11 protein-coding genes and 1 other RNA gene are annotated in these 16,712 nt (G+C 35.2%); 7 read left to right on the forward strand and 5 right to left on the reverse strand.

Annotated features, from left to right (window positions below; translation table 11 throughout):
- Window positions 1–44: 44 nt before the first annotated feature.
- The 3 genes from J3U57_RS01900 to J3U57_RS01910 all read left to right on the forward strand — a co-directional run bounded on the left by J3U57_RS01900 (window position 45) and on the right by J3U57_RS01910 (window position 4,515).
- On the forward strand, window positions 45–743 hold the full coding sequence (locus J3U57_RS01900) for a hypothetical protein (RefSeq protein ID WP_267343667.1): 699 nt from the start codon (window positions 45–47) through the stop codon (window positions 741–743).
- A 169-nt stretch (window positions 744–912) separates the two neighbouring features.
- Complete coding sequence (glnD, locus tag J3U57_RS01905) at window positions 913–3,567, forward strand: bifunctional uridylyltransferase/uridylyl-removing protein GlnD (protein ID WP_267333766.1); 2,655 nt, start codon at window positions 913–915, stop codon at window positions 3,565–3,567.
- Between the two features lie 24 nt (window positions 3,568–3,591).
- On the forward strand, window positions 3,592–4,515 hold the full coding sequence (locus tag J3U57_RS01910; RefSeq protein WP_267333767.1) for an AEC family transporter: 924 nt from the start codon (window positions 3,592–3,594) through the stop codon (window positions 4,513–4,515).
- A gap of 41 nt (window positions 4,516–4,556) precedes the next feature.
- Here J3U57_RS01910 and J3U57_RS01915 read toward each other — a convergent pair whose 3' ends face one another.
- The 4 genes from J3U57_RS01915 to J3U57_RS01930 all read right to left on the reverse strand — a co-directional run bounded on the left by J3U57_RS01915 (window position 4,557) and on the right by J3U57_RS01930 (window position 9,102).
- Window positions 4,557–5,399, reverse strand: coding sequence for an aldo/keto reductase (locus J3U57_RS01915; protein ID WP_267333768.1), 843 nt, complete (start codon window positions 5,397–5,399; stop codon window positions 4,557–4,559).
- Between the two features lie 45 nt (window positions 5,400–5,444).
- On the reverse strand, window positions 5,445–6,116 hold the full coding sequence (locus tag J3U57_RS01920; protein WP_267343668.1) for an HD domain-containing protein: 672 nt from the start codon (window positions 6,114–6,116) through the stop codon (window positions 5,445–5,447).
- A 24-nt stretch (window positions 6,117–6,140) separates the two neighbouring features.
- On the reverse strand, window positions 6,141–7,538 hold the full coding sequence (locus tag J3U57_RS01925; RefSeq protein ID WP_267343669.1) for a hypothetical protein: 1,398 nt from the start codon (window positions 7,536–7,538) through the stop codon (window positions 6,141–6,143).
- Window positions 7,539–7,599: 61 nt separating this feature from the next.
- Window positions 7,600–9,102, reverse strand: a complete 1,503-nt coding sequence (locus J3U57_RS01930) for a hypothetical protein (RefSeq protein ID WP_267343670.1) — start codon at window positions 9,100–9,102, stop codon at window positions 7,600–7,602.
- Window positions 9,103–9,413: 311 nt separating this feature from the next.
- On the opposite strand from J3U57_RS01930, the gene mprF reads away from it, so the two are divergent.
- Complete coding sequence (mprF, locus tag J3U57_RS01935; protein ID WP_416379589.1) at window positions 9,414–12,062, forward strand: bifunctional lysylphosphatidylglycerol flippase/synthetase MprF; 2,649 nt, start codon at window positions 9,414–9,416, stop codon at window positions 12,060–12,062.
- A gap of 1 nt (window position 12,063) precedes the next feature.
- Window positions 12,064–13,335, forward strand: a complete 1,272-nt coding sequence (locus J3U57_RS01940; RefSeq protein ID WP_267333773.1) for a virulence factor family protein — start codon at window positions 12,064–12,066, stop codon at window positions 13,333–13,335.
- Between the two features lie 51 nt (window positions 13,336–13,386).
- Here J3U57_RS01940 and J3U57_RS01945 read toward each other — a convergent pair whose 3' ends face one another.
- On the reverse strand, window positions 13,387–14,283 hold the full coding sequence (locus tag J3U57_RS01945; RefSeq protein ID WP_267333774.1) for a DMT family transporter: 897 nt from the start codon (window positions 14,281–14,283) through the stop codon (window positions 13,387–13,389).
- Between the two features lie 857 nt (window positions 14,284–15,140).
- Here J3U57_RS01945 and J3U57_RS01950 point away from each other — a divergent pair.
- Both J3U57_RS01950 and ssrA read left to right on the forward strand, forming a co-directional pair.
- Entirely contained in the window at window positions 15,141–16,121 is a 981-nt protein-coding gene (locus tag J3U57_RS01950) for a 2-hydroxyacid dehydrogenase (RefSeq protein ID WP_267343671.1), read from the forward strand.
- Between the two features lie 64 nt (window positions 16,122–16,185).
- Window positions 16,186–16,550: a transfer-messenger RNA gene (ssrA, locus tag J3U57_RS01955) on the forward strand.
- The last annotated feature ends 162 nt before the right edge of the window (window positions 16,551–16,712 follow it).

Here is a 16,712-nt window from a genome sequence, read left to right on the forward strand (position 1 = left end):
TTTGCTTACTATATGAAAGAACTAAAAAAGGAAAAGGAAATCTAATGAAAAAAATAATTATAGCTGCAATGTCTTTTACATTATTTGGATGTGTAAGTGATATTAAATATAACTATGTACCTGAAACATCTCAAATCAGTTTTCCAGAACTCAATACAGTTACAACAACCTATATTGGTGATGATATGATTCGCCAGGGAAATATAAAATTAGTCGATACTATTTCTTTTAGTTCTAAAACAGATATTACTCGAACTATACAATCTTTTATTATTGATGCTGGTGACTATCCAAAATTAGGTGAAGATAAAACCTATCTATTTTTTGACTCAAAAAGTATCGATGGAAAATCAATAGTCAAAAGTTATACCAACTCAGTGCCAGTTATTGGAATTCGCGTTAGAAAAGATAATAATAAAAATGAAGTTTGTTTGTCTTTCCACACTGGCACTGACTTTTGTAATTATGATAAACAATATCAATTCAAGAAAGTTAGCATAACAGGTGAAAACCAATTCCAACAAATATTAATTTATACAGGAAAAATTGGAAATAAAATTAATATAGGATATCGCGAGTTTAGCAATAACATGGCAAGACCTGCTTTTGCGAATAATGCCGAATATGACTTGTCTAGTTCCAAAATTATACGTTATAAAGGTGCGGTTATTGAAGTGTTAGAAGCGACTAACCAGTACATAAAGTATAAAATGCTTAGTAACTTTAATACACAAACAAAATAATCATCAAACGCGTCAATCCGCATTTTCTATTCACCAAAGGAACAAGCGCTTGTTCCTTTTTTTATACATTAACAATGTCAATCATTATATCAATCAACCGTTGCTTGACAGTTATCTAAAATCGGGTAAGGATATTAGCATTACATTGTTTTGATTTGATATAATCGCTATGGCTGAAGCAAATCTTTGTTATCCTATCTCACCGCTTAATTTTAACGATGAGCAAATAAATACTCACTATATAAAACAGCAACTTGAAGAATTTCAAAACTGGTCTGTTTGCCAATTTAAACAACATGTTGACATTGATATATTAGTGCATTTACGGAGTCAATTTATTGATGATTTGCTCAAAAGACTCTGGCAGTACTACCAAATTCCCGAGCAAATGTCTTCACTGTTTAAGCAAAACCGTCTAGCCTTAATTGCCGTAGGTGGATATGGCCGTGCAGAACTTCATCCTTTATCGGATATCGATATTTTAATATTAAGTGATAGATCACTGACAAAAGATCTTGAAAAACGAATTGGTGATTTAGTTCGCTTGCTATGGGATTTACATTTGGATATTGGTCATAGTGTTAGAACGTTAAAAACATGTTTGCAAGAAGCTAAAAACGATATCACCATTATGACCAATTTAATTGAATCGAGATTAATATGTGGTAACGCTTCATTATTAAAAGAGCTGCAAAAACAGATTTTTAGTCATAAAATTTGGCCTTCAGCGGCTTTCTATCAGGCTAAAGTTAAAGAGCAACAAGAACGACATCGGCAATATCATAGTACCAGCTATAATCTAGAGCCGGATTTAAAAAATAGCCCAGGCGGTTTACGCGATATGCAAATTATTCAATGGATTGCTATTCGTCATTTTGGTGGTGAGTTTTTAAAAAAAATAGCTGATTTTGATTATTTAACGCCAGAAGATATTGAAGAGTTTAAAACCTGTCGCAAGTTCCTTTGGCGTATGCGTTTTGCTCTGCATAGCGTGATTAATCGTTATGACAATCGCTTGCTGTTTGATCGCCAGCTCAGTATTGCTAATATGCTTGGCTACCAAGGTCAAGGTAATACGCCTGTTGAAAAAATGATGCACGATTATTATCGTGTCGCACATAATATTACCGAACTTAATCAAATGTTATTACAACTGTTTGATGAATCGATACTTGAACTTAATGCTCAAAGTAAAAGCTATAGTATTGATGAATATTTTCAAGCAAGAGATGACTTGATTGATGTAAAAGACAATAATTTGTTCAAACAAGATCCTGTCATGATTATACAGCTTTTTTACACCATCTTGCTTAATCCCCAAATCACAGGGCTATACTCAAACACAATTAGGCAATTACGTTCAGCACGGCGACAGTTAACCACTTTGCTATGTGAAGATGAAAAAGCAAGATCATTATTTTTAAAAATTATTAAACACCCAGATGCAATTAAAAAGGCAATATTACTGATGCATCAATATGGTATTTTAACGGTCTATATTCCCGGTTGGAAACACATTGCTGGTATGATGCAATTTGATCTATTCCATGCCTATACAGTTGATGAACATACTATTCGCTTGCTACTTGAACTTGATAGTTTTAAAACTCAAGCCAGTAAAGAAAAACACCCGAACAGTTCAAACGTTTTTGCCAAACTATCAAAACCTGAATTATTAGTCATTACTGGATTATTTCATGATATCGGTAAAGGTCACCATGGTGATCATTCTGAAATAGGGGCAAAACTGGTTGAAAAATTTTGCCAACTACATAAACTTGATCCAAAAGATACCGACTTAATTGTGTGGCTAGTTCGCTATCATTTACTTATGTCAGTCACAGCCCAAAGTCGTGATCTACAAGATCCTGCCGTTATTAATGAATTTATTCAAATTGTTAAAAGTGAGCGCCGTTTACAATATTTATTATGTTTAACCGTTGCTGATGTGTGCGCAACTAACGAAACACTCTGGAACAGTTGGAAGCAAAGTTTAATGCGTGAACTATATTTAACCGCAAAACGATCATTCGACTCAGGTGCTCATCATATCCCTGAACAACGAAGTATTGCTCGCCAACACAAACATGAAGCATTCGAAACCTTGCTTAAACAACATTATGATGAACAAAAAATCAAAGATTTGTGGCAAGATTACCGTGTTGACTATTTTCTGCGCTATACAACTGAACAGATTGTTTGGCATGCGCAAATGCTATTACAGCATGATTTAACTCAAACATTTGTAGCAATCAACCCAGATCCGTATCACGGTGGCAGCGAGATAATTATTTATTCACCGGATAGACCTTACCTATTTGCCACTGTTTGCAATATTTTAAATAATCATAACCTGAGCATTCATGATGCATTAATTATTACCAATAAGAAAGGTTTTGCCCTCGATACATTTATTGTATTAGAACCAAATGGGCAAACATTACAACCAGACAGGCATTACAGTATTATAAAATCACTTGAAAAAGCTTTACAACAACCGGTTTATAAAGGGGTGACAATAAAACCGCCTAAGCAGCGATTGCGTTCATTTTCAGTGCCCACACAAGTCAATTTTTTATCTGCCTTTAATGAAAGCCAGACTTATATGGAGCTAATTGCATTAGATAGGCCGGGGTTACTTGCCTGTGTCGGTGAAGTATTTGCAAAACTAGAGTTATCATTAAGTAGCGCAAAAATCGCAACTATCGGTGAGCATATTGAAGATTTATTTATTTTGAAAGATAAACACAACAATGCCCTTGATGATAATACTTGTAATATATTACGAAATTCGATAGTAAATACTATTGATTCGATGAATTAATTAACCAATTTGAAGATATCGTTTATGCAATTTTTTATTATTTTATTTCCAATCTTCTGTATTTTTGTTGTAGGATTTATTGCACAAAAAGCACTAAAATTTGATGTAGCCAATTTATCAAAAATGTCGCTTTATGTGCTTTCTCCTTTTTTATCATTTAAAACGTTTTATACTCACACCTTAACAACAGACTATCTATTTTATATTGTCTATATTTTTGGCTTATGTTTTTTATTAGTTAGTGTTGTCTCAATTTGGTCGTTGATCATGCGTTATTCAGTCAAAGAACGTTGCGCCATGATTCTTAGTTCTTGTTTTATGAATAATGGTAATTATGGTACGCCGGTACTACTGGTTTTTTTTGGAACAATAGGCTTTGATCTTGGTGTTATTATGATGGTATTACAACAATTTGTAATGAGTACCGTTGGTATCTACTATGCAGCAAAAGGCAGTGCTCGTAGCGATATTGTCAGTCAAAAAGATGTCATCAATAAAGTCATTCGCATGCCTGTAGCTTATGGTGCTTTTTTGGGTATTATTTTCCAGTTGTGCCACATTCCTTTATCAAAATCCATTATGACATCCATTGGCATGATTGGTGATTCATCAATTGTGATTATTATGATAATTTTAGGTATGCAATTAGCTAAAATTCGGATTAAGCAACTCGATTACCCTAAACTCTCATTTTCGCTATTAACCCGTATGGTTATTTCACCACTTGTCGCTTGTTGTTTGGTCTACTTTATGCCTATTTCACCGGTTTATAAACAAGTACTGATTGTGTTAGCCGCAATGCCAAGTGCAGCTAATACCACTTTAATGTCAGTCCAGTTTGATACGCATCCTGAATTAGTTTCGAGTGCGACCCTAGTCAGTACATTATTAAGTTTAATCACATTACCGACTGTATTATGGCTAGTAGGCGCACCCGTACCTTTTTAACAAATAGTTTTTTACTTTTAAAAAGAGCATATCTGGATAAATTAAAAGCCATTATTGTTATACACATCATCAGGATTAGGTCCCGTGCGTAATTTTTGATTTAAGCAATTGATTTTTCTCATCTCGTCAGAGGTAAGTTCAAAATCAAAAATATTAATATTTTCAGCAATTCGATCCGGATGCGCTGATTTTGGGATCACAATATAACCATTTTGTAAGTGCCAACGTAAGGCAACTTGTGATAAAGACTTATTATAACGATCGCCTATTGCAACTAATACCGGTTCATTGAGTATTTTACTGTGAGCAAGTGGCGACCATGCTTCAATTGCAATATTTTGCTTACGTAAGTAGCGCACTAAGTCTATTTGTGTTAAGTAGGGATGAATTTCTATTTGATTAATCATAGGCTGAATATTTGCTTGGCTAGCCAGTAGTTCTAAATGTGAGATATGAAAATTACACACACCAATGGCTCGAACACGTTTTTCTTCATAGAGCTTTTCAATTGCTCGCCACGTTTCAAAAAAAGTATGATGAAGCGGCCAATGCACTAAAAACAGATCAAGATAATCAAGTTGTAAATCTTTTAGCGATTGTTCAAAACTTGCTAACGTTTTTTTGTAACCTTGATTGGCATTGCTCACTTTTGAAGTCATAAATAATTCACTGCGATCGATACCACATTGTTTAATCGCCTGACCGATTTGTTTTTCGTTTTGGTAAAGTTGCGCGGTATCAAAAGAGCGATAGCCTACTTTAATAGCGGTTTTAATTGCTTGAGATATTTGTTCAAATTCAGTTAATTTAAAAGTACCAAGACCAAGTTGTGGCATTACTATATTGTTACTTAAAGTAATTTTATTATCGATAGTTATTGTCATCACAAACCCCTTCCATACTATTTAACACATTAAACAGCGGTACAGTTAGTCATCACCACTCCACTCTTTTTCAAACTGATTAATAAATTGTACTAAAAATTGATGTCGTTGCTTTGCGATCTTTTTTGCCGTTTGTGTATTCATCATTCCTTTGAGTAAAAGAAGTTTCTCATAAAAATGATTAATTACCGTATTAGGTTGCTTATAACTCTCTTCAGTCATCGACATTCTTGGCAAAATCGTAGGATCATGCATGATGTTATGTTTATTACCACCATAATAGAATGTACGCCCTATTCCTATTGCGCCAATGGCATCAAGTCGATCGGCATCTTGTACAATCTTACCTTCGAGGGATAATGGTTTTTTATCACTCAGGTTTTTCCGATAGGACATATTTTCGATAATAGAAAAAATAGAGGTAATTTCATGTTCTGTCAAATCCTGCAATGCTAAAAAAGCACGTAATTCATCAACCGCTAATTCTACATTAGACACTACTTTTTCATCAATTACATCATGTAAATAAGCACTTAAAACAACAATAAAATAATTAGCATTGGGTTCATTGAGTAAGATTTTTTGTGCCAATTTAACTACGCGTTCAATATGTGCCATATCATGACCTGAAAAATCATGGGCAAGCTTTTGTTCTACAAAAATTTTTACGGCTTGCATAGCACGTTGTTGATGTTTAGTTAGCGGTGAATCTTTCATCATTTAAACCTTTTTTTATTTTGCTTAATTAGGACTAATACAAGCAACTTTAGCTTTATCTGTCCAATAATCAATCATCCCTATGTTAGAGTGCACTTGCAAATAATAAGTTTTACCACCCTCTTGGAAGCTATTTGCGCTCCAATAAACAGCGCCGGAAATAAAATGGCTTTCAGGATAATAATAGTTGTTTGTCTCGCCCCATTGAGAAAACAGTCCTCCATCGATCCGGCGTTGATAGTGACGACCTAACCCGGGTAATCCCCCCGTCCAAATTGTATTATAATTTGCATTAGTTAATTGCAGTAAAGTCGGTATTTGATAACCCAAATTATCACAATATTGTTTTGCTTGGTCAAAAAGCATACTGGTATTTTCAGCCTGAACAATAAACCATTTTTGTATAGTAAAAGCATAAATTTTATTGGTTTTAGCTTTATCTTTATATAAGATAAAGGTCGTAGCAACAGCAGCTTTAGCTGCTTGTGCTGCATCAGCGCTACTTGTCGGTCCAGTTAATTGAATTTTGGCTTTAGAACCATTACCAGTGATGGTTAAATTAATTGCTGAATCTGCGGGTATTTTATCAAAGCTCATATCTGGTGCTGAACTATCAAGTAAATTCAGATAAAAAAACAAACCATTCTCACCCATAGTTGGAAAATTTAATTCTGGATGCGTTAAAGATTGCCGTTTAAAACCTTTAGCATCATCCCATTGATTTTCTGGTCCTGAATAGTCCGTTCCGCCCCAACTGTTGCCTTTGCTGTCATTGACTGATAAATTTGGCTCCGCTGAATAAGTACAGGCACCATTAGGCGGAGAAAAATAGTAAGTGGTACTATTTGCGTCAAATGCAACCGTATTTGGCTGACCATATTTAGTAGATAATGTGCCATTCATATGATTCAACGTAAAACTATAAGGAGCATAACAATCAGTTAACTCATTATCCAAAGCAACAGACTTACCGTTAGCATCTTGAATGGATAACATAAGATCCCCTGTTGCTGTGATATCACCATCACCATCTTGATCAAACCAAAAACCGTTAGTCGCAAATACCTCAGTTAAAGAAACGGATGTTTGGTTTTCAGGAATTAAGGTTTTAAAATCTTTGGCGCTGATCGATTCCCCATTTAATTGTATGGGTACTTGCTTTGATGAAGTGTTGGTTGCTTTTGTAAATTTTCGCTCATCAGGTAAAGTGATAGATAAAAGATTATCGGTATAAAATGAGCGCGTCTTGCCGCCATCGAAAGAGATATAAGGAGCCGAACCTTGTATAGTATTTGTTGTTTCGACCGCTTCAACATAAGGTAAACCCGCATTCACACTGTAACAAACAATGCCAAGACAAGCTATTATCATTTTTGATATCAATAAAGCTAAACTTGATTTTATCGCTGCTAAGTCACGCATTTCAATCAACCGAGTTATTTTAAACAATACATATGGTTTCATCACTAATTGTCGCAATACGTTAATTAGGACTGATACAAACCAGACTACCATATCCCCTTTTTTGAATTTGTCCCATATTTGAATAAACTTGCAAATCATTGCTAGTCAAGTAAATTTCATTAGGGTAAATGTCAGCTTGAGGATAAGAATTTAGATGAATTTCGCCCCACTCAGCAAACAATCCACCACCAATACGGCGTTGATAATTATTGCCTTGCCCGGCCAAACCACCATCCCAATAACTCGAAGAATCTTTTGAATTGGCATTGGTCAATTGTGATACTGTCGGTAATTGATAACCTAAATCACGACAATACTGTTTTGCTGCTTCATCAAAATTTTCCGGACGAGTTTTTTTAGCAATAAACCATTTTTTAATGGTAAAACTATATAGCTTTTGGGTTTTCGCCTTATCGGCATAAAGAATAAAGGTGGTGGCAACTGCTGCTTTACTTGCATCTTGCAAACTGGCGCCGTCAGCAGGACCGGTTAAAGTGATTTTTGCTTGATTACCTTTGCTGGTAATCTCTAAGTCAATGCCGGAATCGGCAGGTATTTTAGTAAAGCTCATATTACTGGCTGAATCAGCTAAATCCATGGTAAACAATAGCCCATTAGCGGCCATAGTTGGAAAGTTCAATTCTGGATTATCAAAAGATTGTTGTCTGAATCCTTTGGCATCATCCCACATGCCTTGCGGTCCTGAATAATTCGAACCTGACCAAGTTTTATGGGTATCGCTGACGAATAAATTGGGTTTTGCCGATAAAGAGCAAGCACCCGGTGCCGGATTCAGGTAGTAAATCATATCAGTGTAGTTCAATGAAAAATGGTTAGGATCGCCATATTTAGTGGTGACATCACTCCCATCATGCATTAGCCTAAAGCTATAAGGCGCTTCACAATCGTTTAATTCATCATCCAAACTAAGCACTTGGTTATTGGCATTTTTTACAATCAATTGAAAATGACCGGTCGCCGTTATTTCACCATCACCATCGACATCAAACCAATAAGGACCAGAGTTGAGCACATCGGTCATGCTTTGTTGAGCAGTGATATCCTTGTTTTGATCTGAGCTATCTGCTGTTTGATTGTAAGGGATGATCGTTTTAATATCTTTAACTTTGGTTGGTGCACCGGTTAATTGAATCGGATTAGTGGTGGAGGAAACGTTATTTGAGTAATTAAATTCTCTGCCGTCAGGTAAAGTAATGACGAATAAATCATAAGTGGTATAAGCACGGCTTTTACCACCATCAAAAGTAAGATAGGGAGCCGAACCTTGTATGGTATTTACAGTCTTAACAGCTTGAACTACGGGTAATGCACTAAAAACATTAAAACTGAATAAACCCCAAAAAAACAGCACTATGGATAGTCGAATTAAATAAAATCGAGTCCTTATTGTTCGCAATAAATAAAAAATGATAGGAATGAACAAACCACAATATTTTTTTTTAGCAAAACGTTGCCAGCTTGGCGATCGAAGTCTATTTAAATTACCTATCTCTGTTTTCATAATAAAACAACTTATTAAATAATTATTGATAACAACAAAACAACAACTAAATGCCTTTTTACGAATAAACTATCAGTGATAACGCTTAAATTACTTTAGCTAATTTGCAACTAAGGTTAAAAGTAAACTAACTATAAAGCAATACATATTATCCCAAAAGTAATATTTATTAACCCATAATGATTTTTGTTAAAAACTCATATCAACTAAATAAAAATAATCAATTAAACAAGTTGCTCAGTAATAATTAATGTTTTTTTTATATTTTTTTTATTTTGGGATGATTGTTTTCAACAAACTTGAAAGGTAGAATGCGCAAATCAAAAATTTATAAAGCAAATATCGGAGTTGCTCACGTGAAAATATCAGCGCGTAAAGTTTTGCCTTGGCAATTGATAGAATACTTCACTCGCTATCGCCAATTCCTAGCTTTATTATTTGGATTATCCATCTTTTTTATTGCTTTGATTGTTTGCTGGCATCTATTAAAAGAAATTAATCTTGATGATTTAAAATTAGCCGTTCACCAACTCTCACCGCAAGCTATTTTATTTGCTTGTTTATCGGCTATTGGTAGCTATTTAATGTTAATTTGCTATGAATGGTCAGCCGCACGTTATGCAGGCGTAAATCTAAAGCCTTCTATTATTGTTTTAGGTGGAATTTGTGCTTCAGCTATTGGTAATGCAATAGGTTTATCGGCGTTATCAGGGGGCGCAGTTCGTTGTCGTTTATACTTCAAATATGGACTAACAACGATTGATGTGGCAAGAATGTCGATTTTTGTTACACTCTCTTTAGGCTTTACGCTACCATTACTGGCAGCAGCGGCGGCATTAATTCATCCACATAATGCTATGGTTGCTTTGCACTTATCTGAAAATGGCGTGATATTGATAGCAAGCATGCTATTTTGTTTTTATGTTGGATTATTTATTTTCTTATACTGCAATCGTTTATCGGACAGGCCTAATAAAGATACTCGCTTATTTAAAATTGCAAGATGGTCTATTCGTTTACCAAACTTACGTTTGGCTTCAAGCCAATTTATTATTACCTTCTTTGATGCTGTCTTAGCAGGGGCTATCCTTTACTTTCTATTACCTTCTCATCCAAATTTTATTACCTTTATTATGATTTACATTTTAGCATTAGTTGCTGGTGTATTAAGTCATGTACCAGGAGGGGTAGGCGTATTTGAAGCAATTATGCTCGCTGCATTTTCATCTCAAATTGGTGCAGCATCTTTAACTGTCGCATTAGTCATTTATCGTATTATTTATATTTTAATCCCGCTTATCCCTGCTGGGATTTTGCTGTTAATCAATGAAGGAAAGCATTATTTAACTTCATCACAAGTCAAGCAAACGCAAACGGGAATTGCGGCTTCTATCATGGCTGCTGCGGTATTTTTTGCCGGTGTAGTGATGATGTTTTCTAGCATCATTCCTGGTTTTAATCATCGTTTTGTTGATGAATTTATTCCGAATAAAATTATCAATATAGCTCATCTAAGTGCGAGTTTGATTGGCGTTTTATGTTTATTACTTGCAATGGGTTTACGCCGACGTCTTTATTCAGCGTGGGCAATTACCGTTGTTTTACTCTTGATTGGTAGCCTCTGCTCGGTGTTAAGAGGCCTACATTGGATAGAAGCCATAACGTTATTAGTTATTGCAATATTACTCATTAATTTTAGGCATGCTTTTTATCGAAAAAGCCGACTTAGTGTTATCCCCTTTTCTTTCAAATCTTTTGCCATCTGTTTTTGTCTGATTGCGCTTTTTGTTTGGCTTATTTTATTTATTTATCAAGATGTCCCCTATAGCCAAGATCTATGGTGGCAGTTTGAATTAGATAGCCGAGTACCACGTGCATTACGTGCAGCCTTAGGCAGTTTTATTTTGTTAAGTTCTATTATGTTAATCTGGTTATTTAGGCCAGCGTTACCAATTTTAACTAAACCAGAAACAGAACAACTTAATAAAGCTTATGAAATCATTTTAAATTCAAAACAGCCTGAAGGCGGCTTAGCAATGAGTGGCGATAAATCACTCTTGTTCAACCAAGAACAAACCGCCTTTATTATGTATGCAAGACGCGGCCGAAGTATGGTTGCCTTATTTGACCCGATTGGTGATATTGCTGATAGAGCTGACTTAATTTGGTCATTTCGTGATCTGTGTGATGAACATCATCTTCGCCCTGTTTTTTATCAAGTCAAAGCAGCTAATTTACCTTTTTATATGGATATTGGTTTACGTACAGTAAAACTTGGTGAAGAAGCATTAGTCAATTTAAAAATCTTTGATTTAACATCAAAAGGTTATAAAGATCTTCGTTATACTTGGAATCGAGGGCAACGTGATGGACTATCACTCAAATTTTATCCACCAGGAACAGCGCCGCTTGATGAACTAAAAGCGGTTTCGGATGCTTGGCTTAAAAATAAACATTCAAAGGAAAAAAGATTTTCGTTAGGGTCTTTTTCTAAGCAATATCTGGATAATTTTACGATAGCAGTCATTGAATACCAAGGACGCATCATTGCTTTTGTTAATTTACTTGAGACCGATCAACACTATTCTGCCAGTATCGATTTAATGCGGGTCATACAAGATATTCCCAAATTAACGATGGAATTTTTAATGGTGGGCTTAATTTTGCATTATCAAGAAAGAGGGTTTAAGTACTTTAGTCTAGGTATGGTACCCTTGGCTGGTATGCAAAGGCGACGCGGCGCCCCATTAATTCAAAGGCTAGGTGCACTCGTGTTTAGACGAGGTGGACGTTTTTATAACTTTCAAGGTTTACGTCGCTTTAAAGAAAAGTTTGCAACGCATTGGGAGCCGCGTTATATGGCCGTTCCCGCAGGGCTTGATCCATTAGTTGCTTTAATTGATACTACTATGCTTATTTCTGGTGGTATTACAGGTTTAAAAAAGAATAAAAATAATTAATATGAAAAAATTTATACGCTATGCTTTATTATTTATTACGCTATTAATACTGATTATACTCGGCTGGTATTTTATAAAAAATCAAGAAAGTGCATCAGTTAAGACCGTAACAATCAATAATGAGTATTTCATTCTATCAGCAGCCCCAAAACGCTCAGCTGAAGCAGCCGCAATTATTGTTGCTACACCCAAAAATCATTTTACTGAACAACAATTGTTAGACTTGTCAGAAAAAATGGGCGCTAAACTTGTCCAGTTTGAATTAAAGCCCTCTGCCAGTTGTAGTGAGCAGCAAGCACGTTTTAAACAAGCTAAAAAAATTCTCAAAGAAAAGAATTTTGCTGTCGCAGGCATGGAAGAAGGTGCAGCCTTTGCTTATAGATGGTTAACAGAACAACAAAGTGATGACGCCAAAGCATTATCAATTGAATTTACCTTAGATCACAAAGATTGCGATGCACCATTACCGGCACAAGCCAGCCATGGTAGTTGGCAAGTGATTTGGAATAATCCACCGGATGATGATGTTGCTGTTTTTCCTCGGGAACAAAAAAATATTCATGTTACAACGTCAATCGGTGAATACCAAGCTTCGCCAACTGAACTACTGAGTTTACACTTATCATCTATTTTATTTGGTGAGCATGAACAATTACCTGTTATAGAATTACCCGCCAGAAGCAAAGAGATCCACCCTAAAACCATTACACTTTATTATTCTGGTGATGGTGGTTGGCGTGATCTTGATAAAGTTTCGGCTGAATATATGGCTTTGCATGGGTATGCGGTAGTTGGCGTCGATGCATTAAAACTGTTTTGGCAGCATCGTTCAGTTGAACGTAGCGCGAAAGATTTGAGCTATTTAATGCAACAATATCGAGACAAATGGGGAACAACTCAATTCGTTTTAGCTGGTTACTCTTTTGGTGGGGATATTTTACCTGCACTCTATAACCGACTATCACCGCAAGATCAAAAAAGTGTCCAAGCGCTAGTTATGATAGCTTTTTCAAAAGATGCTAATTTTGAAATTGAAGTCAGTGGATGGCTAGGGCAATCGGGTGACGAAATGAAAACCGCACCAGAAGTTGCACAGATTCCAGCCAATAAACTATTTTGCATCTATGGAGAGGAAGAAAAAGAGGATACCGGCTGTCTACAGCCTGAAATGAAAGGTGAAGCATTTCAATTGCCTGGTGGGCATCATTTTGATGAAAATTATGAACATCTTGGTCAAATCATTATGGATGCTATTGATAAGCGAGTACAATAATTAACAATAAAGGGGCAATAGCCCCTTTTGAATATAACTCATAGAGTTAAGTCATCGCTTTTTAATTTTTATTCTACCTTCAGACAATAATACACCAATAAGTGTCAGTAAGGTGCCGAATGCAGCAATTAAAGTAAACGGTTCATGTAAAATCATAACCGCAGCAAGAATGGTCAAAATTGGCAATAAATACAGATAAATACTAATTTTAACAGCGCCAACTAATTTCACTGCATAATTCCAAGATACAAAACAAATTGCTGATGCGCCAACACCCAAAAATAGTATATTAAGTAAATTAGTCATTTGACTAAACCGTTCTAACCCAAACTTAAAGTCAAAAATAGATAAAGCCGGTATCATCAGTAGTAAGCCATAAAAGAAAAAACGTCTAGTCAATAAAATGGTATTGTAACCATAATTACTGCTTTTTTTGGTTAAAATAGAATAGCAAGCCCAAAATAAACAAGCTGCAACAGCAAGAATATCACCTAAAGGATTAAGAGAAAGCACATATTTACCATTAAAGCTAATCAATGCAACCCCAAAAATAGCAAACAAACAACCAATATAAAAACGTCGAGGCGGCCTTTCTGTTTTCAAAAAGAATATCGATAAAAACGCTGTAAATACGGGAGCTAAGGTCGTGATAACCCCAACATTCGAGGCATTGGTATAAGTTAACGCTATATTTTCACATAGAAAGTAACATGTTACTCCGCAAAATCCAGCACATAAAAACATTAATTCTCGCTTAATACCCTGCCAAACTAACAAACGCGGGGCTAAAACCCAAAGCATGACATAGCCAAGACAAAATCGATAAAACAAAATTTCAATGGGTTTAAAATTGACCAATAATACTTTTGTTGCAATAAACGTACTTCCCCAAATAAAGATTGTCATCAAGGCAATTAGGTGTCCTTGTGTTTTTTTGGTAACGAACATAAAAATCTCTCTACTTATATCAATAAAAAGCTATCAAAGTGTACATGATTATCTTAAGTTTGGTCACTTTATAATTAAGTATTAGTGGGCAGGACTTGATAGCAGAAAAAACAATACCATTTCAATAGCCGATAATGAATATTATCTTCCTACCGAGTGAAGCGCAATTTTTTTACTGTAATTTGATAGTAACAATCAATGAGAAGCTAAAATTTGAAAAGATCGTTTGACAAAAAATAACAGATAAAAAAAATCCACCCGAAAACTCGAGTGGAGGGCAAAAAATGAAAAAATGTAATCTGTAGATATAGACAAGCTAAACAACAAAAAGTTCAATTTAATTTCAAATAATTTTAGTTTTTTATGAAATAAATTCATATATAATTGATTTATAATAAATATTTTTTTAATTTTTTAAAAAAAAATTTTTGTGTTAGTACAAAAATAAGTCAAATAATCTTACTTTTTTATCAACAATAACTTTACAGCGTTATTATGATCAGTAGCAAATCAATCAGATTATTTTCATAGTGGCTGGCAATATAAATTCTTAATGTTATTTATTTTATTTTTTGAACGATTATCGATTACTTATTCTTGTATTAACTATTTAACGGCTTTGCTTGCCTGTTACTTATTAATATTTCGATATAATTACTATACCTCATCCTTTTTTAATCAAGCTGCATTTGGTTATTATTCAAAATAAAATGTGAATGCAAAACCATTTTTTGCTTAAACACATCTCTAAGATTAAAATTCTTTACAAATTAACTTTTTAAGTCAATCAATTGCACAATAAAAGTGACTAGCGATATACTGGCTAAAACAATTCAAGCAGCACGTAAGGAGAGTTTATGAAAAAGAATGTTGTATTATTTAGTAAAATTCCTGCTGATCAACAAGCTAGATTAGAACAAGCTTTTAATCTCACGCTATTTGAACGTAATCCTAATACCGATACAAAAGCCTTTATTCAAGCATTAGCAAGTGCCGACGGTATGATAGGTTCTAATATGCCAACACGCATTGATGATGAATTTTTAACCCAAACGCCAAAATTAAAAGCGGCAGCAACAATTTCAGTTGGTTACGATAACTATGATCTTAGTGCTTTAAAAAAGCATGGTGTTCGATTAATGAATACCCCGAAAGTATTGACCGAAAGCACCGCTGACCTTATTTTTACACTATTAATGGCGACCGCGCGCCGAACAGTGGAGTTGTCCAATCTAATTCATGATGGAAAATGGACCAAGAGCATTACACCTCAATATTTCGGTACGGATATTTATGGTAAAACCATTGGTATTTTAGGGATGGGTCGAATTGGTAAAGCGATTGCTAAACGCGCACACTGTGGCTTTGATATGAATGTCATTTACTATAACCGATCAGCCCATCCTGACGTAGAACAAGCTTATCAAGCTAAGCGCCTAGAACTTGATGACGTGCTTAGCCAAGCAGATTTTGTGGTGATTATTCTGCCATTAACCGACCAAACCAAACGACTCATTACTAAACAAAAATTAGCTTTAATGAAGCCATCAGCCATATTAATTAATGGTGCGAGAGGAGCAATTGTAGATGAGCAAGCATTAATTGAAGCATTAAAAAATAAAACGATCAAAGCTGCTGGCCTTGATGTATTTGAAGTCGAACCCCTACCAACAACTTCACCACTTATGCAGCTTGATAATGTTTTATTATCACCACATGTAGGATCAGCAACAGTTGAAACTCGCTACGCAATGGCAAAATGTGCAGTCGATAATATTATTGCCGCATTAAAAGATGAAAAACCAACCGAAAACTGGGTAAACCCCGAAGTTGGTTAACTTGTATTCCCTATTGAATTGACCTATAATGCCCCGATATTGTTTACATTAACAATTCACAATTGGGGCTGATTCTGGATTCGACGGGATTTGCGAAACCCAAGGTGCATGCCGAGGTGCGGTAGGCCTCGTAAATAAACCGCAAAAAAATAGTCGCAAACGACGAAAACTACGCACTAGCAGCTTAATAACCTGCATAGAGCCTTCTCTCCCTAGCCTCCGCTCGTAGGACGGGGATAAAGAGGAGTCAAACCCAAACGAGATCGTGTGGAAGCCTTGCTTGGGGCGGAAGCATTAAACTTAATCAAGCTAGTCTATCGGTAGCGTGTTTGTCCGCAGCAGGTAGGCGAAATTTAAAGACAAACTACGCATGTAGTACCAAGGATGTAGAGATTTCGGACGCGGGTTCAACTCCCGCCAGCTCCACCACCATTCAAATCAATAGATGTCAATTGAAGTAAAAATGACTCTAAAAATCAATGATAAACTTCGAAAGATAAGTTTTTTGTACATTCAACTCAATGATATAAATACTACAGTCATAAAATAATAAAATGAATGGTAAGGAAATCTTTTTATTTGTAAGTCGAA

The sequence above is a fragment of the Gilliamella sp. B3464 genome, assembly GCF_026536145.1.
Classification (GTDB): Bacteria; Pseudomonadota; Gammaproteobacteria; order Enterobacterales; family Orbaceae; genus Gilliamella.

Excerpts from the sequence above, each read along its gene's own strand:
- J3U57_RS01900 (WP_267343667.1), top strand. The coding sequence starts at position 45 with ATGAAAAAAATAATTATAGCTGCAATGTCTTTTACATTATTTGGATGT.
- glnD (WP_267333766.1), top strand. The coding sequence starts at position 913 with ATGGCTGAAGCAAATCTTTGTTATCCTATCTCACCGCTTAATTTTAAC.
- J3U57_RS01910 (WP_267333767.1), top strand. The coding sequence starts at position 3,592 with ATGCAATTTTTTATTATTTTATTTCCAATCTTCTGTATTTTTGTTGTA.
- J3U57_RS01915 (WP_267333768.1), bottom strand. The coding sequence starts at position 5,399 with ATGACAATAACTATCGATAATAAAATTACTTTAAGTAACAATATAGTA.
- J3U57_RS01920 (WP_267343668.1), bottom strand. The coding sequence starts at position 6,116 with ATGAAAGATTCACCGCTAACTAAACATCAACAACGTGCTATGCAAGCC.
- J3U57_RS01925 (WP_267343669.1), bottom strand. The coding sequence starts at position 7,538 with ATGCGTGACTTAGCAGCGATAAAATCAAGTTTAGCTTTATTGATATCA.
- J3U57_RS01930 (WP_267343670.1), bottom strand. The coding sequence starts at position 9,102 with ATGAAAACAGAGATAGGTAATTTAAATAGACTTCGATCGCCAAGCTGG.
- mprF (WP_416379589.1), top strand. The coding sequence starts at position 9,414 with ATGCGCAAATCAAAAATTTATAAAGCAAATATCGGAGTTGCTCACGTG.
- J3U57_RS01940 (WP_267333773.1), top strand. The coding sequence starts at position 12,064 with ATGAAAAAATTTATACGCTATGCTTTATTATTTATTACGCTATTAATA.
- J3U57_RS01945 (WP_267333774.1), bottom strand. The coding sequence starts at position 14,283 with ATGTTCGTTACCAAAAAAACACAAGGACACCTAATTGCCTTGATGACA.
- J3U57_RS01950 (WP_267343671.1), top strand. The coding sequence starts at position 15,141 with ATGAAAAAGAATGTTGTATTATTTAGTAAAATTCCTGCTGATCAACAA.